Source organism: Aliterella sp. E5.1, from assembly GCF_057473825.1.
In genome coordinates this window covers 1-22,666 of the sequence record NZ_JBYCCV010000047.1, presented here as the reverse complement: position 1 = coordinate 22,666, position 22,666 = coordinate 1, and the positions used below count along the sequence as shown (strand labels likewise).

General features: G+C 43.7%; 23 protein-coding genes, 2 tRNA genes and 4 pseudogenes. 11 read left to right on the top strand and 18 right to left on the bottom strand.

The genetic code is table 11. The features are described 5' to 3' along the window. Positions 1-2: 2 nt before the first annotated feature. From AC2VE5_RS15360 to cofH, 3 genes are all read right to left on the bottom strand, one after another. Positions 3-1,550: a family 10 glycosylhydrolase gene (locus tag AC2VE5_RS15360; RefSeq protein ID WP_486888607.1), complete on the bottom strand. Its 1,548-nt coding sequence runs from the start codon at positions 1,548-1,550 to the stop codon at positions 3-5. Positions 1,551-1,808: 258 nt separating this feature from the next. Beyond that, positions 1,809-2,210, bottom strand: coding sequence for a photosystem II protein Psb27 (gene psb27 / locus AC2VE5_RS15355; protein ID WP_486888605.1), 402 nt, complete (start codon positions 2,208-2,210; stop codon positions 1,809-1,811). A 91-nt stretch (positions 2,211-2,301) separates the two neighbouring features. Then, a complete protein-coding gene (gene cofH, locus AC2VE5_RS15350) occupies positions 2,302-3,438 on the bottom strand; it encodes a 7,8-didemethyl-8-hydroxy-5-deazariboflavin synthase subunit CofH (protein ID WP_486888604.1) in 1,137 nt (378 codons plus the stop codon). Positions 3,439-3,694: 256 nt separating this feature from the next. Here cofH and AC2VE5_RS15345 point away from each other — a divergent pair, with 256 nt between their 5' ends. Further along, positions 3,695-5,383 (top strand): glycosyltransferase family 39 protein, encoded by a 1,689-nt coding sequence (locus tag AC2VE5_RS15345; RefSeq protein WP_486888603.1) that lies wholly within the window; start codon positions 3,695-3,697, stop codon positions 5,381-5,383. Between the two features lie 10 nt (positions 5,384-5,393). Here AC2VE5_RS15345 and AC2VE5_RS15340 read toward each other — a convergent pair whose 3' ends face one another. Then, on the bottom strand, positions 5,394-6,014 hold the full coding sequence (locus tag AC2VE5_RS15340; RefSeq protein ID WP_486888602.1) for a DUF3318 domain-containing protein: 621 nt from the start codon (positions 6,012-6,014) through the stop codon (positions 5,394-5,396). Positions 6,015-6,180: 166 nt separating this feature from the next. On the opposite strand from AC2VE5_RS15340, the gene AC2VE5_RS15335 reads away from it, so the two are divergent. Both AC2VE5_RS15335 and AC2VE5_RS15330 read left to right on the top strand, forming a co-directional pair. Continuing rightward, a complete protein-coding gene (locus AC2VE5_RS15335; protein ID WP_486888601.1) occupies positions 6,181-6,432 on the top strand; it encodes a hypothetical protein in 252 nt (83 codons plus the stop codon). A gap of 50 nt (positions 6,433-6,482) precedes the next feature. Next, positions 6,483-6,556, top strand: a tRNA-Met gene (locus AC2VE5_RS15330). A gap of 109 nt (positions 6,557-6,665) precedes the next feature. Here the strand turns inward: AC2VE5_RS15330 and AC2VE5_RS15325 are convergent. Then, positions 6,666-7,067 carry a site-specific integrase gene (locus tag AC2VE5_RS15325; protein ID WP_486888600.1) on the bottom strand — a complete coding sequence of 134 codons (402 nt, stop codon included), beginning with the start codon at positions 7,065-7,067 and terminating at the stop codon, positions 6,666-6,668. A 303-nt stretch (positions 7,068-7,370) separates the two neighbouring features. Here AC2VE5_RS15325 and AC2VE5_RS15320 point away from each other — a divergent pair, with 303 nt between their 5' ends. Further along, positions 7,371-7,832, top strand: coding sequence for a hypothetical protein (locus AC2VE5_RS15320; protein ID WP_486888599.1), 462 nt, complete (start codon positions 7,371-7,373; stop codon positions 7,830-7,832). A 44-nt stretch (positions 7,833-7,876) separates the two neighbouring features. Here AC2VE5_RS15320 and AC2VE5_RS15315 read toward each other — a convergent pair whose 3' ends face one another. From AC2VE5_RS15315 to AC2VE5_RS15305, 3 genes are all read right to left on the bottom strand, one after another. Beyond that, positions 7,877-8,854, bottom strand: a complete 978-nt coding sequence (locus AC2VE5_RS15315) for a diguanylate cyclase domain-containing protein (RefSeq protein WP_486888598.1) — start codon at positions 8,852-8,854, stop codon at positions 7,877-7,879. Continuing rightward, complete coding sequence (locus AC2VE5_RS15310; RefSeq protein WP_486888597.1) at positions 8,842-12,513, bottom strand: response regulator; 3,672 nt, start codon at positions 12,511-12,513, stop codon at positions 8,842-8,844. Before AC2VE5_RS15310 ends, AC2VE5_RS15315 begins: the two co-directional genes overlap by 13 nt. 240 nt (positions 12,514-12,753) lie before the next feature. Next, positions 12,754-13,029 carry a DUF6812 domain-containing protein gene (locus AC2VE5_RS15305; protein ID WP_486888596.1) on the bottom strand — a complete coding sequence of 92 codons (276 nt, stop codon included), beginning with the start codon at positions 13,027-13,029 and terminating at the stop codon, positions 12,754-12,756. A 438-nt stretch (positions 13,030-13,467) separates the two neighbouring features. On the opposite strand from AC2VE5_RS15305, the gene AC2VE5_RS15300 reads away from it, so the two are divergent. Further along, a complete protein-coding gene (locus AC2VE5_RS15300; protein WP_486888595.1) occupies positions 13,468-13,794 on the top strand; it encodes an IS1096 element passenger TnpR family protein in 327 nt (108 codons plus the stop codon). Positions 13,795-13,869: 75 nt separating this feature from the next. Here the strand turns inward: AC2VE5_RS15300 and AC2VE5_RS15295 are convergent. Continuing rightward, positions 13,870-15,537: pseudogene (locus tag AC2VE5_RS15295) on the bottom strand (IS1182 family transposase). A gap of 130 nt (positions 15,538-15,667) precedes the next feature. Between AC2VE5_RS15295 and AC2VE5_RS15290 the strand changes: the two are divergent. Next, positions 15,668-15,961 (top strand): annotated as a pseudogene (locus AC2VE5_RS15290) (transposase); the annotation flags it as partial. On the opposite strand, the gene AC2VE5_RS15285 reads toward AC2VE5_RS15290, so the two are convergent. Next, positions 15,945-16,187, bottom strand: coding sequence for a hypothetical protein (locus AC2VE5_RS15285; RefSeq protein WP_486888594.1), 243 nt, complete (start codon positions 16,185-16,187; stop codon positions 15,945-15,947). The pseudogene AC2VE5_RS15290 and the gene AC2VE5_RS15285 sit on opposite strands and share 17 nt — an antisense overlap. 451 nt (positions 16,188-16,638) lie before the next feature. After that, positions 16,639-18,789: a DNA helicase RecQ gene (recQ, locus tag AC2VE5_RS15280; protein WP_486888593.1), complete on the bottom strand. Its 2,151-nt coding sequence runs from the start codon at positions 18,787-18,789 to the stop codon at positions 16,639-16,641. Between the two features lie 158 nt (positions 18,790-18,947). On the opposite strand from recQ, the gene AC2VE5_RS15275 reads away from it, so the two are divergent. The 3 genes and pseudogenes from AC2VE5_RS15275 (at position 18,948) to AC2VE5_RS15265 (ending at position 19,765) form a co-directional block, all read left to right on the top strand. Then, a complete protein-coding gene (locus tag AC2VE5_RS15275) occupies positions 18,948-19,232 on the top strand; it encodes a DUF427 domain-containing protein (RefSeq protein ID WP_486888592.1) in 285 nt (94 codons plus the stop codon). Between the two features lie 85 nt (positions 19,233-19,317). Further along, positions 19,318-19,545: a type II toxin-antitoxin system HicB family antitoxin gene (locus AC2VE5_RS15270; RefSeq protein ID WP_486888591.1), complete on the top strand. Its 228-nt coding sequence runs from the start codon at positions 19,318-19,320 to the stop codon at positions 19,543-19,545. Beyond that, positions 19,538-19,765, top strand: a pseudogene (locus AC2VE5_RS15265) (type II toxin-antitoxin system HicA family toxin). The gene AC2VE5_RS15270 and the pseudogene AC2VE5_RS15265 overlap by 8 nt, the downstream one beginning before the upstream one ends. 174 nt (positions 19,766-19,939) lie before the next feature. On the opposite strand, the gene AC2VE5_RS15260 reads toward AC2VE5_RS15265, so the two are convergent. The 4 genes and pseudogenes from AC2VE5_RS15260 to AC2VE5_RS15245 form a co-directional block, all read right to left on the bottom strand. Then, the gene (locus AC2VE5_RS15260; RefSeq protein ID WP_486888590.1) at positions 19,940-20,158 is read right to left on the bottom strand and encodes a CopG family antitoxin; all 219 of its coding nucleotides are present in this window, start codon (positions 20,156-20,158) and stop codon (positions 19,940-19,942) included. Next, positions 20,155-20,441 (bottom strand): annotated as a pseudogene (locus AC2VE5_RS15255) (BrnT family toxin). Before AC2VE5_RS15255 ends, AC2VE5_RS15260 begins: the two are co-directional and overlap by 4 nt. A 130-nt stretch (positions 20,442-20,571) precedes the next feature. Further along, positions 20,572-20,847 (bottom strand): hypothetical protein, encoded by a 276-nt coding sequence (locus tag AC2VE5_RS15250; protein ID WP_486888589.1) that lies wholly within the window; start codon positions 20,845-20,847, stop codon positions 20,572-20,574. A gap of 75 nt (positions 20,848-20,922) precedes the next feature. Beyond that, a complete protein-coding gene (locus AC2VE5_RS15245; RefSeq protein WP_486888588.1) occupies positions 20,923-21,480 on the bottom strand; it encodes a Uma2 family endonuclease in 558 nt (185 codons plus the stop codon). Between the two features lie 75 nt (positions 21,481-21,555). Here AC2VE5_RS15245 and AC2VE5_RS15240 point away from each other — a divergent pair. Continuing rightward, a tRNA-Leu gene (locus AC2VE5_RS15240) sits at positions 21,556-21,637 on the top strand. 146 nt (positions 21,638-21,783) lie between these two features. Here the strand turns inward: AC2VE5_RS15240 and AC2VE5_RS15235 are convergent. Genes AC2VE5_RS15235 through AC2VE5_RS15225 form a run of 3 tightly spaced genes read right to left on the bottom strand, consistent with a single transcriptional unit; the run spans position 21,784 to position 22,593 of the window. Continuing rightward, positions 21,784-22,134 (bottom strand): helix-turn-helix transcriptional regulator, encoded by a 351-nt coding sequence (locus tag AC2VE5_RS15235; RefSeq protein WP_486888587.1) that lies wholly within the window; start codon positions 22,132-22,134, stop codon positions 21,784-21,786. Next, the gene (locus AC2VE5_RS15230; RefSeq protein ID WP_486888586.1) at positions 22,131-22,253 is read right to left on the bottom strand and encodes a hypothetical protein; all 123 of its coding nucleotides are present in this window, start codon (positions 22,251-22,253) and stop codon (positions 22,131-22,133) included. The genes AC2VE5_RS15235 and AC2VE5_RS15230 overlap by 4 nt, the downstream gene beginning before the upstream one ends. A gap of 37 nt (positions 22,254-22,290) precedes the next feature. Further along, positions 22,291-22,593 (bottom strand): hypothetical protein, encoded by a 303-nt coding sequence (locus AC2VE5_RS15225; protein WP_486888585.1) that lies wholly within the window; start codon positions 22,591-22,593, stop codon positions 22,291-22,293. Here AC2VE5_RS15225 and AC2VE5_RS15220 point away from each other — a divergent pair. After that, a partial coding sequence (locus tag AC2VE5_RS15220; RefSeq protein ID WP_486886923.1) for an IS1/IS1595 family N-terminal zinc-binding domain-containing protein occupies positions 22,570-22,666 on the top strand: 97 nt, incomplete at its 3' end. The two genes, AC2VE5_RS15225 and AC2VE5_RS15220, sit on opposite strands and share 24 nt — an antisense overlap.

The window sequence follows — 22,666 nt, the reverse complement described above, 5'->3', positions numbered from 1 at the left end:
GGCTATATCCGGCGTACTTGGCAAGACTTCCGCTCGCTGTCTAGCTGGGGTTCTTGCCAAGAAAAGGCAAAGTGACTTACACCGCGCAATTGAGGCGCAACCGTGCGAATTGCCCGCATTTGCGCCTCTAAAGAAGGGCGGTTGGAAATTGTTTTACCCCAAACTCCAGCGATCGCTGGAATGACGTTGGCTTCTGGAGCTTGCTTTGTTACTTTTTGGACTAAAGCCGCAATGCAAGCAGAGTTGCCGCAGTTGGCATAAGCCATTGAGTGCCACTCTAAAGTCGTCGGAAATCGATGCCAAGGTTGCAAGCGCGAATCATACCCTTGACCAATGGTTTGATTGGCATCGGGAAAAAATACGGCTCCGGCTTTGATTCCTTGACGCTGCACGGGCCAAGCGGCGACAGCTAAAAAGTCTAAAATTCCTTGAATTGCGTGAGCAACGCTCAACTGCCACAATTCCCATTGCAGGCGCGGCTGTCTTTGGGCTGCACTCGGTAAGACGATCGCCTGCGGTGATGGTGATGAGTCTTGCTTGGGTGAAGCTAGGAAGGTGGGTGGTGGGGGCGTGCGTCCTTGCCACAGGGGTTCGCCTTCTTGAGGATATAGTTGGTCGGCGGCGGCTACATCGGCAACTGAGATCGAGCCTTTTTTGGCATAGCGCCCGATTAGCTCTAGTCCTTTAGAATTTAGCGCCCGTTTGGATAAAGCTTGTTGTGCCGCATCGCCATAAATCCATAAGTCTTGAACTTTGGTAATTACTGAATTTGCTCCCAAACCTCGCGGATAACGGACGTAATCAAACAACACGCCATCGGGGCGGCGACGAGCAATTTCATTTACTAATTGGTAATAGTCTCTTTTTGCTTGCAGGTTATAAGGATCGATAAAAACTTGGCTTTCGTTATCAACAAAATATAAACTTGTTTGCCCTTTGCCATTACGAGCTAGTACCGACTGGCGATCGCTTCTTTGACCGTAGGAATAGCCAAAATTCATCATAAACATCCAAGCGTAAACTTTTAAGCCCCGCTCGCGACCTTTTTGAATGGCTTGAGCCAATAAGTCCACTTTTTCGCTGCCGGGGGTACGGACAACTGAAGGCCAAGCTGTACGATTGGTTCCCATGGGTAGTAATACTTGTCCGTCCGCAAAAACTTCGACATAAACTTGGTTATAGCCTCGGTTGATAATCCGATCCATAATTTCGTCTAGTCTGCCTGCTTGTAAATCGCAAGGATATAAGCGCAGCCAAATTGCTTGAACTTGGGGCCAAGTGCGATTGCGACATTCTTGGAGTTGCTGGGTATGTTGATTTACTAGGCTTTGGTAGCGACTTTGAGCGTCTTTGTCTCCTTTGAGGGTGGCTTGAAGTAAATTTTGTTTTTCTTGCTTTGCCGATTCTGCCAACTGGCAGTAGGCATTGGTTTGAGCTTGGGCTGGGTAGAATCCAAAATTAGTCGTAATTAGACTACTTGTAACAATTGTGGCGATCGCATTTCGCCAAGGAAGTATAGTTTTTTTTAATTTCACAGAATGATTAATCATGCCCAAAAGCATAAATAAAGGATGTATTAAAGTCTTAATTTAATTAAGCTCACTTTAACCCAAGGTTGCTTATTAAACTATGCCAACTGCCTTTATTTAAAGAAATTGCCTAGAATTAACAATACAGTCATTGAATAATAACTGCTTGCTCTAGAACAAAATTTTTTATCAGTCAGTAGTAGGCATTTGGGAGGTTTTACTCTGCGTTTTACTGACTGTTTTAGCCTGATATAAGTTTCCCCATCCCCCCAAACTAAACTAGCCACCTCTAGAGAGCGATGTTTCTACTTGCTTAAATTCTTGTTGCAGGCGTTGCTTGAGCTTTTGCGGTACAGGGCGATTGGGATAAGAACTATAGTGTCCAGCCAAAGAGTTTAATGCTGTCCGCATCGTTGTAAAAGAATTGAGGGCAGCAACGGAGGTATCTCTTTGATAGCGAGCAGAAAACTCATTGATTTTTTCCCGCGCTACGGCTTGAGACTGGGCTTTTTCTGGGTCATCATCCGGCAAATCTAGGGCGGTTTTCAATGTATTGACTACGCTTAAAGTGTCTTGGCGATAATCTCCGCTCAGGGAACTAGAGCCATTGTTAGAACAGCCCATTAAGCCAATGACTGCAACCAAAACTAAGGCAATCAGACGCGACCAATAGCGCTTCATAGGTTTTTGAGTAAGTAGACATTAAATTAACGTCTATCCTACCAGTGATTGGTACTTTGGGGATCGTTTTGCTGAGGCAACGCCTAACAAGTTAAATCGGATGATATAGGGTATCTCTTTGCTGGTAAGGGCGATTTTTTAGCGAGGAAATTGCCTTTTGGAGAGTTTCTACTTCCATGCACGTACCACCAAGTGCGCCAGCCATAGTTGTAATATGTTCTTCCATCAATGTACCGCCGATATCGTTGCAACCCCAGTTGAGTGCTTCTATTGCCCCTGTTAGCCCTAGCTTTACCCAGCTTGGTTGATGGTTGCCAATCCAATTGCCTAACATAATTCTTGCTACTGCTGTAAGTAGTAAGGCATCCTCTAAAACTGGTTGATCTCGTCCTACCCGCTTGCGTAAAGGTTTAGGCGCTTCTTGACCGACAAAAGGCAGCAAAATAAATTCGCTGATAGCACTAGGGTAAGATTTTTCTAGAGCAGTTTGTTGCAGACTTCGCAATTTTTCTAAATGCTCTATTTGCTGCTCTGGGGTTTCAATATGCCCAGAAAGCATGGTGCTAGTTGTCGGTAAACCTAGGCGATGAGCGGTGCTAACAATTTCTAACCAAGTTGCTGTATCAGTTTTTTCTGGGCATAAAATGCGCCGTACTTCATCGTTTAATACTTCCGCCGCCGTACCGGGCATAGAATTGACTCCTGCGTCTTTGAGGGCGGCAATTACATAGGCGTAGCTAACCCCATCTTCTTTGGCAATAAATTGGACTTCTTGGGGAGAAAAGGCGTGGAGATGTAGCTGGGGATATTTGCCCTTGATAGTTGCAACTAAACGTAAATAATAATTTAGACTTAGCCCATTAATTTTGGCAGTAGGGTTTAGTCCTCCCTGCATACAGATTTCTGTAGCATTGCGCTCAACTGCATCGGTGGCTTTAGCTAAAATTTGCTCCCAATCCAACCAGTAGGAACCTTCATCGTTGGCATCACGCCTAAAAGCGCAGAAACTACAATGCTGTTCGCAGATATTTGTGTAGTTAATATTGCGGTTGATTATATAAGTAACGGTATCGCCCACTTGACTATGGCGGAGGCTATCGGCGGTGTGTTTGATTACAGACTTGACTTTGGGATCGGTCTGCTTTAACAACATTACTCCTTCTTGGGCTGACAAGTCGGCTCCATTTAAGGCACTTTCAAGAATTGACTCAATAGTTTTAGTCGTCACGAGGCATCCAATAAATAAGTTCGGCTCTAACCTCAATTTTGTCAGAAATATCCTAGCTAATTAGAAAAAGACTTCGTGCAAAAGCTAAAAATGCCCAATGAATTTATGGAAAAATCATCCTAGCCCGCCTAGAAGCAAAGTCCTAGGCTAATAGCTAAAGCTGACTAATAAAATTTTTGCGTACAAGTCTAAGGTATAAGACTATATTGCTAAATGTAGGATTGCGATCGCGCTATTGAGAGGCAAATGGTGAGGAGTGATTAAAACTTGTTTGCTGCTGTTACTGTGGACAGCTATAGCCCTGGGTTTGCGTTTAGCTCAACTTACTGCCAAGTCGCCTTGGACTGATGAATTTTCGACGTTGGTGTTTAGTTTGGGCAATAGTTATCGTACTGTTCCCCTAGATAGCGCGGTTTCTCTTGACGAACTTTTGCAACCACTGCAAATAAATCCTCGTGCTGGTATTGCTCAAGTGCTTCAGCACTTACTGACTGAGAGCAATCATCCACCCCTTTACTTTATGCTGGCTCATTGGTGGATGAAATTATGGTCTGGGGATAGCGGTTTAGTTTCTTTGTGGGTAGCTAGAAGTCTGAGCGCTCTATTCGGCGCTTTGTCGATTCCGGCAATTTATTTACTGAGCGCTTTTGCTTTTCGTTCTCCCTTAGTTGGGCAAATTGCGGCGGCGATGATGGCGGTTTCTCCTTATGGCATTTTTTTAGCGCAAGAAGCCCGTCATTACACTTTGGCTATTTTGTGGGTAATTGCTTCTTTTGGTTGCTTGGTAGTTTCCATCAGGCACATTCAAAATAAAACAAAATTACCTATTTTCGTCGCTATCAGTTGGATATTAGTTAATATTCTAGGCATTGCTACTCATTACTTTTTTGTACTAACGCTGGCGGCGGAAGCTGTGGTATTGCTGGTTTGGCAATACCGCCAGAAAAAAAGAGCCTTCAATTCTCCCTGGGGGCAAATTTACGCTGTGGCGTTAGGTACGGCGGTTGGTGGGGTAGGTTGGCTGCCAGTATTTTTACAAAATAATCGTGAATTGACTGAATGGATTGAAAATGGCGAAACCAACATTTTGACGCTGTTAAGTCCGATTTTTCAGGCAATAGCTGCCTGGATCACAATGCTGTCTTTGCTACCTGTAGAAGCCTCGGCGCTGCCTGTAGTCATTGCTTCTGGGTTAGTAATGATTGGTTTTTTTATTTGGGCAATTCCCTTACTTCGGCGCGGCTTAATCGCTAATTTGCAGCAACCAAATCGTGTAATTACTCAAGTATTTGTCCAAATTGTGGGCAGTGCGATCGCAATATTTTTCTTTTTTACATACATTTTAGGGATCGATCTCACTCGTGGCGCTCGATACAACTTTGTTTACTTCCCAGCCGTAATTGTTTTAGTCGCTGCCAGTCTCTCCATTTGTTGGCAAACTCCAGAAAAAACTAGATTGCCTGTAAATAAATTATTATCCGGCAAAACTGCCGTAGCTTTAATCTGGCTGATGGGATTGCTAAGTGCGTTCAGCGTGATTAATAACTTGGGTTATCAGAAATATTATCGTCCCGATTTATTTGTGCAGTTAGTGCAAAAAACAAGTAATTCGTCTCCGGTTTTGATTGCCACAACCCATAAAACTCACGTCCAAACTGGTGAAATGATGGGGATCGCCAGAGAATTCAAACTTAGTGGGTTGCCAACTAAGCCGCAGTTTCTTTTAGCGCATCAATCCCAAGATCCCTATACCTCAACTGCCGCTCTACAAAGCACTATAAATCAGCAATCACTACCCTTTGACTTATGGTTAGTAAATTTTTATGCCCCCGTAGAACTAGATCGATGCTACACAGATACAAGCACTGTAGAAAACGATGTAAAAGTTCTTGTAGATGGGTACAATTATCAGGTTTATCACTGTCGCCCAGCAAAAATTAAGTAAAACCTATCTTTTACTTTTGCAAGAAGTCTTTTCTCTCCGATAAGGGGACACTGACTGGAGATAAGCCTGCGATCGCGCGGAGATTTTGGCAGCGAATCAAATCTACAAAGTTTAAGCTTGAACGCTTTTCAATTTGTGCCGCCGTTTCTATAGCTGATAACAAATATCCCGCCGCTTCTGTCTCTGAATAACCCCGCCTTTGGGCGACTTTGATCGCAGCTTCGTCGGCTTCGAGTTCTACTTTTGAACTGCGACTATTGCGCCAAATTTGAGCCGAAGCAAAAGCACTCAATCCCGCACCAATAACCACACCCACCGGATCGCTTTGCACTAATTCTACCGTCGCCCCTAGCAGTCCAGCTAACACCACGCCTTGGTAAATATCTGGTTTAAACCACTTAATTCCTGTTATCCAGGTAACATTACTCAACAGCAATAAGTCTCGCTGTGGTTTGGACAAACGCCGCCACAGATCGAAATTAATAAATACTTGCCTTTGTTGCTGCCAAGGAAGCGGTAGCGGACTATCAATTATTTGCCTTTGCTCTGGCTTACTGACAATTTTTGTCATCATCCGCCCGGAAGCTGGCATCAAATCTAACAGGCGGCGAATTTCAACATTTTGCTCCATAACAAATAATTTTTTGGCGATCGCATAACTAATGTCCCCATACCTAACACCCTACACCTTTTAAGGCTTTGCTTCTAGAGCAAATATTTTAGGGAAAAGCAAAATTTAAACACTTTTAGGATGACTGACGGGTTTAGAATAAAAATTAAACGATAAATTTCAACACATGGATGCTTTTGCGCCAACTCCGCCAGAATGGACAGCTACCGCCACTCACGCTCATCAATTTTGCTGTCCTCGTTGCCTTTCTAGTAGCCGGGAAGCCAAGCAAGTCTGGCTAAATAGACGTTCCCCGGTAATGACCGACAACTACCGCCGCAAATGGCAAGAATTTTATCAGTGTCAATGCGATTGGGTTTGGTGGGCTTGGAGTAGCGATCGCCCATCAACAAAATCTGCTAACGAACAAAATTTGTAGTTGCAATTGCGATCAGTTTTGTGTTATGGTAACACAGGTTAAAAATAAATGGCTCAGTAGCTCAGTTGGTTAGAGCGCGGGACTCATAAGCCTGAGGTCGGCGGTTCAAATCCACCCTGAGCCATTCTTTACTATGAATAATAAGACCCCACAACTACGATTTTGCAAGGGCTGTACCCTTACCCCTGTTTAACGTATTACTGTTGATTGCCGTTGGTTATTGCTGAACTAGGTCAATATTTTAGGCAGGATTTAGTCAGGATTATTTGAGGGAGATAAGGGCGGTCTGGTCGGTTAGCAAGAATATTGAATACCTTTTTATGCACGTCCTTACTAATCCAGTGATGGTACTGGTCGCTGTGAACTTGCAAGCTATGACCCATTTGGATAGCTGCAAGGGAAATATCTAACCCATACTCTAAAGAGCGAACAGCCCAAGCGTGTCTTAAGTCGTAAGGTGTAAATGGAATACCTAGCCTTTTGAAGGCGTGTTGTACCCTACTACCTAAATCGGAATTGGTTTTACCACTACACTTAGGCAAGTTAATTTTGTCTAGCTCCCACTCTGATGCCCATTCAGGATAAATGGGATAGACAAGACGCGATCCTGTTTTACCTTCTTTGACTATCAGCATGAGGAAATTAGCAAAGTCTAGATAAAATAGCTCGTGAGTTCTTAGCCTATAGGTTGCTAGTATTCCGTATGCCCGGAGCAGAAGATTCAGCAGGTCTGGGAGCCGCAATATGGAATTCCTGCTATCGAGGACTTGATAAAAGCTATCCCAGAGCATCCAAAAGAGTCCCTTCCTGAAAGTACCGATTCAGCTAATAGACAACGAGAAAAAGCCCAAGCTGCCCACCGTTGGTAAGCAGCTTGGGCTAAGGCGATCTATCAAGTTGAAGAACCGCATGACATCGACCAGCGAATTGCATTTCTGATGCAGTCAAAGCAGCAGTCCCCCAACCAGATTACCCAGGTCTTAACCCAAAGCCCTGCCGTTGATGAGTTACTTAAGCGCGATCTCACATATGCCCAAAGCTACTCCCAATTCTGCCAGACTCAAGCTTGTGACAATCAGACAACCTGGCAGGCTGACCTTGACCAGTACCGTAGGGCTGTGGAGCTAGAGCGCCAGCAGCAGGAAGAGCGGCGTATCGCCAGTGAGCGTCAGCAACAGCAGCAGCAAGAACGACAACATAACTTGAAGTTGCTCTTGCAGTGGCAAGAGACAGCGATCTCTTTGGGCAGACCTGCATCTTATGTGGAGCGAATCCGAGAGGTGACGGCAGACTATCAGCAGGGCTTACCTCTGTCCGAGAAGACTATTGCAGCAAGGCAGGAAGACTTAGCTGCTTACCAGATCCAGATGCAACGTCAGCAGGGAGAGTTGAGTTTGTGAAGCTTTGTTTATAACCTAAAGCAAGCCCGACTGCCGCTTAGAAGCTATCTGATGAGCGTGGGGAGGATAGCCGACTTTACAACGCGATCGCGCCCCTTTGCTTTTGCCTGATAGAGTGCCTCGTCTGCTGCCGAAATCAGCATTGCAGAGGAGGATGTATAGTAAGGAACAGCGCTAGCAACTCCTAAACTAATAGTGACGCACTTGCTGATTTGAGACTTTGCATGGGCAATCTCTAGAGCTTTGACCTCAGAGCGGACTTTCTCTGCAGTTTGGACAGCACCCTCAGCATTTGTATTTGGTAGAATCAACGCAAATTCTTCTCCCCCATAACGGGCAACTAAATCGGCAGGACGCCTCACAGCCTGACTGATAGCTTTAGCTACCTGTTGCAAACAAGCGTCGCCAGATTGATGACCATAGGTGTCGTTGTAAGTTTTGAAAAAATCGACATCGCATAGAATCAGAGATAGAGGTGCTGCCTCCCTTGCCATCCGCTGCAACTCTAGGTCAAGATATTCGTCAAATCGGCGACGGTTTGCTAGCTGAGTTAAGCTATCTGAGGTAGCTAGGTGCTGCAACGCTTGGTTTGCTTCCTCTAACTGCTTGTAAAGTTGGAATTGTTCAAGGAGACGACGCACGCGCTGACGCAGCACTGCCCAATGGATGGGCTTGGTAACATAATCCATCGCACCCGCCTCAAAGGCCCAGTCTACTGATGCTTGATCCTCAAGACCAGTGATCATTAATACGGGTGCGCGATCGCCTTCAGAGAGGATTTGCAGTTGGGTGCAGCAGGTGAAGCCGTCCATCACTGGCATCATGGCATCCAGCAGCACAATGTCTGGCTGGAGGCGCTCGTAAACAGCTAGACACTCCTTCCCATCCTTTGCCTCTGCTACTTGGTAACCTTCTTTTTTCATTGCCTGACGCAGCAGAATCCGCATCGACTTGTCGTCGTCCACTATCAGGATTAAGGGAGGATCTTTTTGGTTCTGGACGGAAGTGTTCATACCTGACATTGTTGACGCTCCATTTGCAAAGCTAGCTTAACTCTTTCAGATTCAGCCGCAAGCTGCGGCAGTCTCTCTGATGCACCTTCAACCGTTCCAGCGCGACCTGTTGCTTCTAGCTCTTTACAAAACTTAGAGAGAGTTATAGCACCAAGGGTAGCACTGGCTGAATTCAAGGTGTGAGTTGCTTGTCGCAGTGCCGCTGCATCCCCCTGAGCAATCGCTGTACTGATAGCATGCAGAAGTTTGGGAGCATCTTCAAGGTAGCTATCAATTACCTCAGCCAACATTTCTGAGGCATTTTCACCCGCCATTTCCCGTAAGGATTCCAGTGCCTTGCTATCAATCGCTGTCTTGTCCATTTTCTGTTGTCCGTTGTTGATTTTTGCGGTTGCCCGATCCTTAATCGCTGACCCCTGAACACTCACTGTCTGACACTTATTCAGAGCCTGGACTAATTCCTCCACTCGGATAGGCTTGCTAACGTAGTCATCCATACCCGCATCAATGCACTCCTCACGATCGCCCTGCATTGCATTGGCAGTCATGGCAATAATCCGAGGGCGTTGTGGCTGCGACCATTCCTGGCAAATGCGACGAGTGGCTGTTAATCCATCCATTTCTGGCATCTGCACATCCATTAGCACTACGTCATAGGGCTGACGGTGTAGAGCTTGCAGTACTTCCAGACCATTACCAGCTACATCTGCCCGATACCCCATCCGCTGCAAGATCAGTAGTGCTACTTTCTGGTTCACTACATTGTCCTCAGCTAGCAGAATCCGCAGGGGAAGCTGTTCAGCCAGCCGGGGTATATCTTGTTTATGCCCTGTCTTAGGGGTATCCTGTCTCACCTTGATGGACTGTTCGCCTAATGCCTGGCTCAAGACATTGTAGAGCGAGGATTGTTTAACTGGCTTGTTCAAGAAGGCAGCGAAATTCACTTGCGCAGCTTGGGCACCCATCTCTTGCCTGCCCATGGAAGTCAACATCACTAAAGGTAAATCTTTGCAATTTGGCTGCTTGCGGATTTCTGATGCCAGAGTCAGACCATCCATCTGCGGCATCTGCATATCCAGAATCGCGATGTCAAAGGGATCTCCCTGGCAAATCCAGTCCAGGGCTTCAGTACCGGATTGAGCCGCACGAGTCAGCATCCCCCAGGACTGCGCTTGGAGCAGCAAAATTTTGCGGTTGGTGGCGTTATCGTCCACAATCAGCAATCGCTTTCCGGCTAACTGCGGTTGGGGATTATCGATGTCAACCTGTAATAATCCAGGGACTGATTCGGCGATCACAGTGAAATAGAAGGTAGAGCCTTGACCCGCTTGACTCTCAACCCATATCCTGCCGCTCATCATTTCGCTTAATCGTTTGCTGATAGCAAGCCCCAGCCCTGTGCCGCCATAATGCCGGGTAATAGAGGAATCAACTTGACCGAAAGACTGGAACAGGCGGTTTATCTTGTCTTCAGAAATGCCGATGCCAGTATCTTTGACGGCAAAACAGAGTTCGTATTTGACCCATGGGAGTTCTGGTAGGGGCAATTCATCCTGGCGTTCGTGTAGTCTCTCAAGAGATATTGCATCTAGGGGATGGGCGGTTACTGAAACCACGACTTCCCCGGCCTCTGTGAATTTGACTGCATTACTGAGCAGATTTACCAAAATTTGGCGCAGCCGAGTGACATCTCCCGAAATCGTTTTGGGGACTTGCGGAGCAATGAGGTAGGCCAACTCAAGACCTTTTTCTGCTGCCTTGGGAGCTAGTAAATCGAAGGATTCCTCAATGCAGATTCGCAGTTCAAAGGGATGCTGTTCCAGATCCAACTTGCCTGACTCAATTTTGGAAAAGTCCAGGATGTCATTAATGATTGTGAGTAAAGCATCGCTACTGCTGCGAATTGTTTCAACAAAGTCCTGCTGCTGGGGAGTCAGTTCTGTATTGAGGAGTAGTCCTGTCATGCCAATTACCCCGTTCATAGGAGTGCGGATCTCGTGGCTCATATTTGCTAGGAATTCAGACTTAGCCCTGTTAGCAGCTTCAGCAGATTCTTTAGCTTTTTGCAGTTCTGACTCCACCTGCTTGCGCTCGGTAATGTCTCGCACTGTACCTTCATAACCCAGAAGTTGACCACTAGCATCTCGAATAGTACGGACGTTCTCCGAAGTCCAGATAACATTGCCGTTTTTGCAGTAGACCTGCGACTCAAGCTCTAACACAGCATTATGCTGCTGCATTAAGTGAACAAAATCGGTACGACAACTCGATTCAACATAAAGTTGCTGCTCAATGTTGCAGAGGTTGGCTATTAATTCCTCAGGAGATTCGTAACCATAGATCCGGGCTAGGGCAGGATTGGCGCTAATGTAGCGACCATCCACTGTAGTCTGGAAGATGCCCTCGGCCGTGTTCTCGAAGATACTACGGTACTTCGCTTCTGCTTGCTGCAATGCTACTTCTGCTTGCTGGCGCTCCCATCCTTTCATTGCTAGGGAAACTAAATCTGCTAGGGAACCAGCGAAATTCTGTTCTTCCAATGTCCACTCGCGGGCAGTTCCTATATGTTCCTGACACACAACTCCTACCATTTCACCACCTAACCAAATTGGTGCATCCAACATGGATGTAATGCCGAGGGGAGAAAGATAGAACTGGGAGAATTCTCTTGTTCTGGGGTCAGTATGGGCATCATGCGCCGCGATCATGCGCTCCTGTGCCAACGCTTGGAAATAAGCAGGGTACTCTACTGCTGCTAGCTCAATGCCTTGCGAATGATCACTTTTGCTCCATTGATACAAATCGATGCATTGAATCTTTGAGCGATCGCCGTTGTATAACCACACACTGGCGCGTTCAATTTTTAGAGTGTTGGTGGCAGCCTCTGTAATTTCCCGGACAGCAGCATTCAAATTTCTTCCACGCCTGAATGTTTTGCGCTTTGACAGTTCCATCAGTACCGCATTCTGGTCTTGAAGCTGTCTTTTGCTTTCACTCAAGGCTGCTTCCGCCCACTTGCGCTCCGTGATGTCGGTAATGAAGCCTTCGAGACCAAGCACCTCACCGTTGCTGTCAAACACTCCGATCCTTTTGTCCCACAGCCATTTCTCCTGACCTGATTTGATGCGAATGCGATATTCAACGACGTAATCTTGTTTAAGAGCGATCGCTGTTTCAATCGCATTGAAAACTTTTGGTAAATCCTCAGCATGAATAATGGAGTTATACGAACTATTCCCATTTCCCACGAGTTCTTTACTTGTATATCCAGTGAGGATAAGGCAACCTTCGCTGAGGTATGTTAGCGGCCACTCAGGTTCGTTTGCACAAGAGATGACAATGCCGGGAAGTGAGTTAATCAAGGTATCCAGTTTTCGCTGGCTTTCCCGTAGTGCCGCCTCTACCTGCTTCCGCTTGTTGTTTTCATGTTTAATCTCGCTCCACCTACGTAAAGAGAAAATACTCAAACTAAACGACAAGATTATAATCACAGGAATAAATTCATCAATTTGGAACTTCTCATATTCTTCAACCCAAATTATAAGCACCTCAAAAATATTAAAAATTCTAGCTAATATAAACCCATAAAGGCTAAAAATAAAGATTATTACTAAGTCTATGAGTGCTTTTGGAATTTTCTGATTTACCTTTTTTGATTTGTAATTCATACTTTTACTTAACGTTTGTCGAGGGCATACCTAATTTTGCTGAGAGGTAGCAAATTTGAATTAACTAAATCCCCGTCTTAGTCGATGTTTAAATCTAACTACTTATAACTTTGATATAACTTTAGTCAACGTCATAAGAGACGTTGGACGGTTTCAATTTAACTAAATATTATTTATTGTTTATTATTAGAAGAACACAGTTTTTTATAACATAATTAAAACATTGATTTCTGCTATTCCTTACGATGTATCGGTTACATAGGCAATAAACTGCTTGTTAATGCACAAAAAGTCATGTTTAGCTACCAGCTTCCCACTGACATAAATTTCAGCGTTGAGCATGGGGAGAAAGGAGCGAGAATCATTTAAACAATCAGACACTCGGTCATCGAAGCTTTTGTTTTCAATAATTAACTCCCCTTGAATCTCCGTCCGATCCGTAGCGTAAATCTTGATTGTTTTTTTGGTGGCATCATTAGCTGCATATCGACTTAATATTTCATCAACAACATTCATCTATTTTCTCTATTTCCTTTTTAGGGGATAGGGACAAACAATTTAATTAAAGATTGCCAGCTGGACCGCAAACTGAAGACAGCGTTAGCATCAGATGAGAAGCGATTTTCACGAACAAGCCTTGCAATTTCTGGCTGTTCGGTCAGTGGCATACAAGATGCCTATTAAATCTCTCTGATTCAGAATAAAGCGACATAGCTCGGGTAACAAATGGTAAATTTACGAGTCTTTAGACAAAGCTGTGACGACTGTCTGTATTAATACTGAGGACGAAACTTTTCATCCCCACCCGCACATCCGCTCTTCACGGGACAGAGGCTTGGTACTTGGGTTGTTTTTGGGCGCAAGAAGCCTTACCGCTTGTGGGTGAGGTGCTTTACCGGGGACAATAATTGACGAGAAATATAGTTCTCTCAAGTTATTCTCGCTCCGTGCATTATGAGTGACGCTATAGCTCCGCTCGATCACCCCAAACCGCTGGAATTAGCTACCCCACTGCCCTTAACTCAACACCCGGCGGCGGTGTACCTGTCCGCGCTGGGAGCTGGATCAAGGCGAACGATGCGAGAAGCCTTAAATGCTACCATTCCTTGCCAACGGCACGAGAGCGCGGGGGTATGGGGTTACGCAGAATTTTTAGAGGCGATTCAACAACCAGACCATCCTGAACATGAATCGATGCTGGAATGGGTTGGTGGTACGTTTGATCCAGATGCCTTCATTTTGAGTGAAGTTAATCAACTATCTAAAGCGGATTGTTGGTGATAAGTAATTACAGTCTTTACAAAGCAAGCTTTTCAGCCTTAGCGTTGTTTTTGTCTCACTTGCTGATACTGTTGGTTAACTTAACAATCCATTGTTAGGACGAAGAAAGACGAATCGGGATATTCGTGTCTGAGCAAGAGGTATATCATCAAGCCAAGCCACCATCCGCACAAAATTAATAGCCGTTGCTGTAAGAATATGCTGTAGTTGAACTTTGGCTAAACCTCGATAACGGGCTTTTCGTAAACCGAAGGCTCTAACCCCCTGGGAAATAGTTCCTTCTACTCCAGCTCTGGTCTGATAAATTTCCTTCCATACGGAAGTTTCTTGTTGAATTCTTTGGGATTGAAGAAGTTCATGCTCGTTCTTCTGGCGTAGAGTTAGCCTTCGGGCTTCCGTCTTTGAGTGAGTACATAAAACCCGACTTGGACAGAGTAAGCAAGTCTTTCTAGGAAAAGAAACCCGAATCACGGAATTGCCCCATTGATCTTGATAAGGAATCCATTTTTTGAGGCTTTTTTTCCCTTGAGGACAGGTCACTCGTTTGGTGTTCCAATTAATTTGGAATTGGCTGATGTCATAAGCCTCTGAGGTTTTGGACTGCCAACTCGCATTAGGACGCATGGGACCAATAATCGTCACCCCGTAATGCTTCTGACTTTTGAGCAATAGAGTTGCATCAACATAACCAGCATCTACAAGATGCTCGTCAGGAAGTAAAGCTTTCGTCTTTAAGGATTGATGAATAAGTTCTGTCTGATCAACATTGGCGCGATTAGCTGGGGTTGTCTCTACATTAGTGATGAGATGAACTCGATCTTGATCGCAGGTTTCTGTAAGATGAACTTTGTAGCCAGTCCAAGTCGTAGTGCGTTTGTTGCCATAACGAGCATCTGGGTCGTAGGGCGAGTCAAAACGTTTTCCCGAAGGTGCTAAGTCTTTTGCCTGCCGCCAGTGCAGGTGTCCGTTTTCCACAAAATATTGAGCAATCCATGTTTGACGCAGAATTTCAACTAATTCCAGATGGCGCAGCCATTCGGGAGTAGTCGGGTCATCATAAATGGCATCAAGCAAGCGCATTCCATCCATACCGATTTTTTCGGCCTAAGCATTACGAGCTTCAATTCCTTTTGGCAGACGTTCCTCGCAGACAGGACGACTGTAACGGTCAAACCAATCTGCCTCTATTTGAGTCATCAGCCAACTTGGGGCAACGACGGCCAGAGTGTTGAGAGCTGCTCTCAAAGTTTCTCCAACACATTCAAGGCGGTTAAGAGTCCGAATTGCTCCCAGAACGTGAGTTGAATCTGTTCGTTGTTTACCCTTGTTCTTCAACCAGCCTTTTCTCTGGCATTGTTCTAAGAACTTATCTAAAAGAATGTCTACAACGCCTCCATCAATGAGACGTGAACGGAACTCACTCAGAACGGAAAAGTCAAATCCAGAGTCGGTTAGTTCTAGTCCTAACGCATATTTCCAGTCAATACGACCTCTCACTGCGTCGGCTGCTTGTCTATCTGCTAACCCTTCTATATATTGCATGACGCAGATCAAGACTAACTGCCAAGGAGCGATCGCTGGATGCCCTTCTACAGGAAATAAAGCTTCAAAATCCTTATCTGTGTAAATTGTCCCTAATTCATCCCTGATGGTTAGATATAGATTCCCTTTTGGGAATGCTGCTTTTGCCACTTGCTCTGTTTCTTTTGGGACTGGCTTGATAAGTTTTGGATGTAGGGACATACCCTGACTCCTTTACCTAACTTGGTTACTCGAATAATTTCTAGAATATCTCTTGCTGTTCTTTCTATGGTTCTCTTTTTTTTGGTTTTGTTAAGTTGACCAACAGTATCACTTGCTACTCAAACCCCGTAACCGAGATTTGTTCCAGATGTGGTTAGAGGAGTGTCTTCTACCACAATTACAACCTGGTAATCCCATCATCATTGCCAATGCTAGTTTTCATCGCTCCCAGGCGATTGATGAGATTGTGGCAGAAGCTGGCTGTGAGCTATGATATCTCCCTACCTATTCTCCAGGCTTGAACAAAATAGAGCATTGGTGGTTTGTACTCAAAAATTGGATGCGGCACCGATGGGATGAATTTGATAGCTTTCGTGATTGTGTTGATGCCGCCTTCAAACACTGTCCTAACGTACCTCCGTAGAGCTATAGTACCAAGTTGCAACGGTCAAATTGTCAGGTAAGTCGCGCGGTTGCACTTTTTTAGGGGAGTAAGTGCCACTCAAATGTTTAAAATTAACTTCTAAAAGCGCGAACTTTGCTAGGGCGCTTTTAGCTATTACAGTTCTTTTTCGCGTTCTAGTATCTGGGCTTGGGCTAAGAATTACCTGTTTTAGACCTTCAATAGATAAAGCCGCATTCTTGGGCAACTTATTAAAAGCTCTAAGATAATCACCTTTCCAAGTTGTTTCTGACTTGGGAGTATGGGATCTGCGGGCAAAGTAATCAGCTTCAAATTTAGTAATCCAATCAGCGATGTACTCCCGTGATTCATCCCTCTTTTCAGCAACGCCGTTTTATCACTTTATCCTACATGGCTTTAGGGAATTGAGCGATCGCCTAAAATCTAGTTTTCCTTTCATAATCTTTACTTATAACATTCACAAGTTATTCAAAAGCCCACAAGTAGTTACTTACGGGCGTTTTGTTGCACATTAAAGATCTAAGAAAACCAAAATTACACAACCGTAATTTTACTAGGAAATTTACAGCTATGAGCTTCATTGATTGTTTATTTCTCACCCTAGCAAATGCTACAATCTGCATCGCTTTACCTAAAGCAATATCTTTAGTCAAATTCCGCAAGAATAGCGCTACTATCTAGCTTTTATTTCCTCGCCGCCACAAAGCCCGGACTAACTTGATTTCTTCATAGGTGTATCTTTCTCCCAAATGCTCGTAAATACTTTTGAGGGAATCTGCACCGACAGTTTTTAGAGCTTTTAAAATAAATTGCTGACGCACAGGGATCACCAGTTGGTCTAAATCTACTGGCTGGTTCATTTCGATCAACTCAGCTAAGTGACTTGCGATCGTATTTACACTTAAACTGCGCTCTTTGGCTATGTCTGCGGTATCTAGCCCTTGGCGGTGGAGTTTGAGCGTCAATAATTGACTATCGGAAGGAAAAGAGGCGATCGCACTTTTCACTTTTACCTTAACTGACTGCTGAGTATAAGCCGAAATTTCTGCTACAAAATGCTCTCCGTACTGAGCTAACTTACTACTTCCTACTCCAGAAATTTTGCTAAATTCTTCTAGAGTTTGAGGTTGAACTTGAGCCATCATTTTCAAGCTAGAATCGGCAAATACTATATAAGGTGCTATCCCTTGTTCGTCGGCTAGTTGCTTGCGTAAGGTGCGTAACTTTTGATAAAGCATCTCTATATCCGCAGCTTTTGGCGTTTCGCGATCGTCTACTACAGGCTTTGGTGCAGGACGAATAGCAATTAAAACAGTTTTTTTTCGCCGCATTACTTCCCAACTAAGAGCATTTAGCCGCAAAACCGAGTAACCATCAGTAGTTTGTCCTAATAAACCTTGATGTAGCAAACTTCTCCCCAAAAGCCGCCAATCGTCAGCACTTCTATCTTTACCAATGCCGTAGGTGGTTAATTTATCGTGGTTGTACTGCAAAACTTTTTGACTTTTTGAACCGCGCAGTACATCAATAATGTGACTCATCCCAAATCTTTCTTGACAACGCGCCACACAAGAAAGAAATTTCATCGCTTCAATTGTCCAATCTTCTTCGGGTTTTGGGTTACAGCAATTATCGCAGTTGCCGCAATTTCCTCCAAAACTTTCGCCAAAATACCCTAGTTGAATTGTTCGACGGCAAACTGTACCTTGAGCGTAGTCAATAATTTGCCGCAGTTGTTGTTTAGCAATGCGCTGTTCTTGAATATCTGTTTTTTGCTCAATCAAATACTCAACAGTTTTGACATCGCCATAACCAAAAAAGATTGTACACCGCGCCGCGCTTCCATCTCTCCCCGCTCTACCCGATTCTTGGTAATAGCTTTCAATATTGCGAGGTAAGTCGTAATGAATTACAAACTTGACATCTGGCTTGTTAATTCCCATCCCAAAAGCAACTGTTGCAACCATCAAACGGGCATCATCTCGAATAAACCGCGTTTGATTAGATTCTCTTTCTTCGTCGCTTAAACCAGCATGATAAGGCAAAGCAGAGATGCCATCTTGTTGCAATTTCATCGCGATCTCGTCTACCTTGCGGCGGCTGAGACAGTAAATAATTCCCGCACCTTCAGTTTTTGTTACTAATTGTTTTAATTGGTTGTAAGCTTGCTTTTTCTTTGGCTGTACGTCGTAGTAAAGATTAGGGCGATTGAAACTAGCAACATGAACTATTGGTTTTGCTAAATTGAGTTGTTGAATAATATCCGTACGGACACGATCGGTAGCTGTAGCCGTAAGAGCTATAGTAGGAACTGTTGGATAACGTTGGCGCAAAGAGCGTAATTGACGGTAATCAGGGCGAAAATCATGTCCCCACTCGGAAACACAATGCGCTTCATCAATGGCAAAACTTGCAATTCCAATTTGATGCTGGACTAAATCTATAAATGGTAAAAAGTACTCGCTTAATAATCTTTCTGGGGCAACGTAAAGCAGTTTCACTTTACCACTAAGGATTGCTTCTTCACGCGACTTCACTTGGTAGGAAGTCAAGGTACTGTTGAGAAAAGTTGCCCCAATCCCGTTATTTTTCAATGACTGCACTTGATCTTGCATCAGCGCAATAAGCGGCGACACCACCACCGTTAAGCCTTTTCTCAGTAACGCAGGCAATTGAAAACACAAAGACTTACCGCCACCCGTGGGCATTACCACCAGCAAATCTTGATTATTTAGCGCTTGTTCGATAATCTGCTGTTGCCCCAAGCGAAAGCTAGTGTAGCCAAAATATTTTTTTAGGGCAGATTCTAAAGACTGTAACTGAGGCATATTAGCCGAAATTTGCAAGAACTATATATTTTCGCGCTGATATCCTATTTGTGAAGGATATTAGAGCATTTGTCGATAACTGGGAATCCGAACTTGTAGCAGAGGGGGCAGGGAGGTTAACTTTAATTATGTATACCTACTTAAATTAACTCAAAATCATGCCGAAAGCAGTTTGGAATGGTACAGTTTTAGCCGAGAGCGATCGCACAGAAGTTGTAGAAGGAAATCACTACTTTCCGATTGACTCCATCAAAAAGGAGTATTTCAAAGAAAGCAGCACCCATACAACTTGTCCTTGGAAAGGGCTTGCTAGTTACTACAGCGTAGAAGTAGACGGGCAAGTAAACAAAGATGCAGCCTGGTACTATCCTAGCGCCAAAGAGAAGGCAAAAAACATTGAGGGTTATGTAGCTTTCTGGAAAGGCGTAAAAGTCGAATCGTAGTATTAGGGGGCGTTATGCCCCCTATTTAAAGATAGGCTTAAAGTGCAATCGCCTGAAAAACATAGAGAATAATTTTAAATTCAATATGAAAACCATCCAACAATTTACAGCTATTATTGAACGCGAAGGTAACGGATACGTTGGCTTATGTCCTGAATTAGATATTGCCAGTCAAGGCGATACAGTTGAGCAAGCAAAAAGTAACTTAGCTGAAGCTTTAGAATTATTTTTTGAATGTGCCAATCCAGTAGAAATCCAAAACCGTACCAAAGCTGAGGTTTTTGTTACCAGACTAGAGGTAGCTGTTGGGTAGCTTAAGGATTTTGTCGGCGCGGGAAGTTTGCCAAATACTAGAACAACATGGCTTTGTTTTGATGAGGCAACGAGGTAGTCATATAATTATGTAGCAGCTAACAGAATCAACAACTATTACTGTGGTTGTTCCTAATTATCGAGAATTATGGATCGGAACTTTGCAGTCAATCATCCGCCAATCTGGATTACTACGTCACTTATTTGAGGTGATACAGTAAGCCTAGCAACCCCAATGCTGTCATAAATTGATGGATTCCAGAGGCTATAAATTATTCACTTAAAGTAGACTTAAGGATTGTATTCAAATTCCTTTTGGTAGCGCGTACCAATCCAGTCACCAGTTGGGGTTTGTCCGAGGCAGTGACAAGTAATGCATTTACTTTACTACGTTGTTATGCTTCACGCATCCACTCTAATGATGGCTTTCGCTGCGATTTTACACAATCCTGCAAATACAAATTAATCAAACTTTGATAAGAAATTCCTGTTTCCTCAGCTAAGTCCTTAAAATAACTAACAACTTCTTCTTCAAGCCGAATTGTTACTTGCTTTTTAAGCTTCTTAAGGTACGGATTCTTTACAGATTTGGAGAAATCATACTCATCTTTCATAAAAGAAAACTCTTGTATTGTTGTTGCTCTCGTTTATTTGCGCTACGAGCCGAGAAAATACGAATGGTTTCTTCATCTTCTTTGTAGACGTGGCAAACCACCAATAATAATAGCGAGTCGCTCATGCCTAACATTATGTATCGCTCCTCCAATGTTCTGCGTCATAAAGCAAACGCGCATTTTCATCATAAAATACACCTTCTGCTTCACTAAACGAGATACCATGCTTTTTCTCATTAACTCTCGCTTTTCGCTCATCCCACTCAAATTTCAACTCGCTTATACCTACAGTGTAATTACAATGTATACCATAATTAAGTTGGATACGTTGAAAATTGCCGTATTAACTACTTACTAAAAATTCAACTTATTTAATACTTGGTTTCCCTTCCCATAACACTAACACCGAATATTTATCTGTTTTTGCCCCAGCGCGAAGTCAAGATATCATCTACTAATTGCTGCCAGTTGTCTCCGATTTCCCTGGCATAATTTATATGCAATCTCGCCGCTTCTACTACTTGGTCAAAGGAGCTATTTACTAGACTTTCCAACAGACTGCGGGGCGTATCGGTAAAAGAAGCGATCGCTAATTGCAATTCTTCCGACTGTTGCAAAAATTGCTCTTTTGCTTCTAAGGAGGTTTGTAACTCTGATGCGCTAACAGACAAAACGGGCTGCATAACCATAAGAAAGTAATCTTATTAGTATATCGGTACTAATAGTAACCGAAAAAAATTAAAAGCAAAATTTGATACCAACCATTACCCTAGTATCAGTTCTGTAGCAAAACTAATATCCGGGAAGGCTTGCACAAATATTTCACCTTGCTGTAATTTTTGAATACTCTGATAACTATTAGCAGTGGGTTCTCTAAATACTTCTACAACTAGCTCGTTTACATCTATTAGCCATACTTCCTTAATTCCACTACTTGCATACAAGGGAATTTTGATAACGCGATCGCTTTCAATCGTAGTATCGGCAACTTCTACTAATAGCAATATATCCTGGGGCTGGGGATGTCCGGCGGCGTAGAAGTCATCGCGGGGAAGAAGTAATGCTAAATCAGGCTGAGGCTCAGAAAAGTTGCTTAATATAACTGGATTTTGGTTAGAGACTATAATGCGATCGCCCAAGGATTGAAAAAAGAGCCTATTTAATCGCCTAATACAAGCCGCCTGACGACTACTAATTGGCGACATCTGGACAATTTCTCCTTGAATTAGTTCGACGCGCTCGTCTTCGCTCAGAATACCTGCAACTACCATCTGGTGATAGTCGTGGATGCTAAATTGTCGTTTTAATAGCTGAGTAGACATAAATACTCTCTTATTTAAAATGTAATATTTGTAGCAATTTAATTAAATGTTTGCTACAATCGTTAAGCCAAATAAGCGGATGTGGCGGAATTGGCAGACGCGCTAGATTTAGGTTCTAGTACCGCAAGGTGTGAAGGTTCAAGTCCTTTCATCCGCATTAATTAAGTTGTAGTAGCTTTTACTGTCTATGTGACTTTACCCATAACTTTGCCGCAACGGCAAGGTTATGCTTCCAAAAGCTAGTAGGCAAGGTTATGGTTCCAAACACATGGTAATTGAGCAGATTATTTTATTTTAAACCTTTCAACCTTCCAGTCCCAGTTGCTTCTGGACTGCTAACAAAGCAGCACAAACATTTTTATCTCTAAAGTAAGCTGGTTTACTGAGGCGGCTGGCAATCTTACTGCGAGTAGGTTTTTCCCCTTCAGCATAAATTTCTAAAGCAATCTGCCGTACTTCTCGGCAACACCGCTCTATTCGCTGTGAGCGAAGAGTTTTTCGATAGTCAATATATTTTGCTGAAATACCCCGACATAAATCCGAGAAGTGCCTACGAAGATACCGGACGTTATATCCTAGACGTTTTGCTACGTCTTCCATACACTGTGGTGGATATTCTTCACTATCCTTAATTGCTTCAAGGGTTTGTTTCAATTGGTTAAGATTGGAATTTCTTCAATCCAAATTTCTATATTAGAAATTTGGATTGAAGAAATTGTTTGAGTTTCATCAAGCTTATCAGCTAAAGAATCACAACTTAAAAAATCTAACACGGATATTTTTAGACAATAACAAACTTGTACTAAGTAGTTAGGCACAATTAAACTTAAAACGTTCGAGTGTGTAACCACCTTTGAGACTCCGAGCTTCCATTCCATTCATGATTGCCAGGGCTAAATCATATTCATCCTCAAACATCCGTCCGGCAATTTCATGAGTCTTGAGTTGATGCCATTGATCTTCAATCCGGTTCATTTCGGAGCGGTTCTGGGGGCAGGAAGAACAGAAATAAACCCTGAGAACGCGGTAGTGCGTCAAATAAACGTGGGATTGGTAGAGTAGAGGGGATCTCTCATCTGCAACTCGTCCATGCAATGCCCTTTGTGTGATCATTCTAAAGCCCATAAACACGGCAAGATGCCCAACGGACATCAACGCTATCTCTGTCCTGTTTGCCAACAGACGT

Bases quoted from the DNA above. Each gene is read 5' to 3' on its own strand.
- AC2VE5_RS15360 (WP_486888607.1), bottom strand. From the start codon at position 1,550: ATGATTAATCATTCTGTGAAATTAAAAAAAACTATACTTCCTTGGCGA.
- psb27 (WP_486888605.1), bottom strand. From the start codon at position 2,210: ATGAAGCGCTATTGGTCGCGTCTGATTGCCTTAGTTTTGGTTGCAGTC.
- AC2VE5_RS15340 (WP_486888602.1), bottom strand. From the start codon at position 6,014: ATGGAGCAAAATGTTGAAATTCGCCGCCTGTTAGATTTGATGCCAGCT.
- AC2VE5_RS15335 (WP_486888601.1), top strand. From the start codon at position 6,181: ATGGATGCTTTTGCGCCAACTCCGCCAGAATGGACAGCTACCGCCACT.
- AC2VE5_RS15325 (WP_486888600.1), bottom strand. From the start codon at position 7,067: ATGCTGATAGTCAAAGAAGGTAAAACAGGATCGCGTCTTGTCTATCCC.
- AC2VE5_RS15320 (WP_486888599.1), top strand. From the start codon at position 7,371: ATGCAGTCAAAGCAGCAGTCCCCCAACCAGATTACCCAGGTCTTAACC.
- AC2VE5_RS15315 (WP_486888598.1), bottom strand. From the start codon at position 8,854: ATGTCAGGTATGAACACTTCCGTCCAGAACCAAAAAGATCCTCCCTTA.
- AC2VE5_RS15310 (WP_486888597.1), bottom strand. From the start codon at position 12,513: ATGAATTACAAATCAAAAAAGGTAAATCAGAAAATTCCAAAAGCACTC.
- AC2VE5_RS15305 (WP_486888596.1), bottom strand. From the start codon at position 13,029: ATGAATGTTGTTGATGAAATATTAAGTCGATATGCAGCTAATGATGCC.
- AC2VE5_RS15300 (WP_486888595.1), top strand. From the start codon at position 13,468: ATGAGTGACGCTATAGCTCCGCTCGATCACCCCAAACCGCTGGAATTA.
- recQ (WP_486888593.1), bottom strand. From the start codon at position 18,789: ATGCCTCAGTTACAGTCTTTAGAATCTGCCCTAAAAAAATATTTTGGC.
- AC2VE5_RS15275 (WP_486888592.1), top strand. From the start codon at position 18,948: ATGCCGAAAGCAGTTTGGAATGGTACAGTTTTAGCCGAGAGCGATCGC.
- AC2VE5_RS15270 (WP_486888591.1), top strand. From the start codon at position 19,318: ATGAAAACCATCCAACAATTTACAGCTATTATTGAACGCGAAGGTAAC.
- AC2VE5_RS15260 (WP_486888590.1), bottom strand. From the start codon at position 20,158: ATGAAAGATGAGTATGATTTCTCCAAATCTGTAAAGAATCCGTACCTT.
- AC2VE5_RS15250 (WP_486888589.1), bottom strand. From the start codon at position 20,847: ATGGTTATGCAGCCCGTTTTGTCTGTTAGCGCATCAGAGTTACAAACC.
- AC2VE5_RS15245 (WP_486888588.1), bottom strand. From the start codon at position 21,480: ATGTCTACTCAGCTATTAAAACGACAATTTAGCATCCACGACTATCAC.
- AC2VE5_RS15225 (WP_486888585.1), bottom strand. From the start codon at position 22,593: ATGATCACACAAAGGGCATTGCATGGACGAGTTGCAGATGAGAGATCC.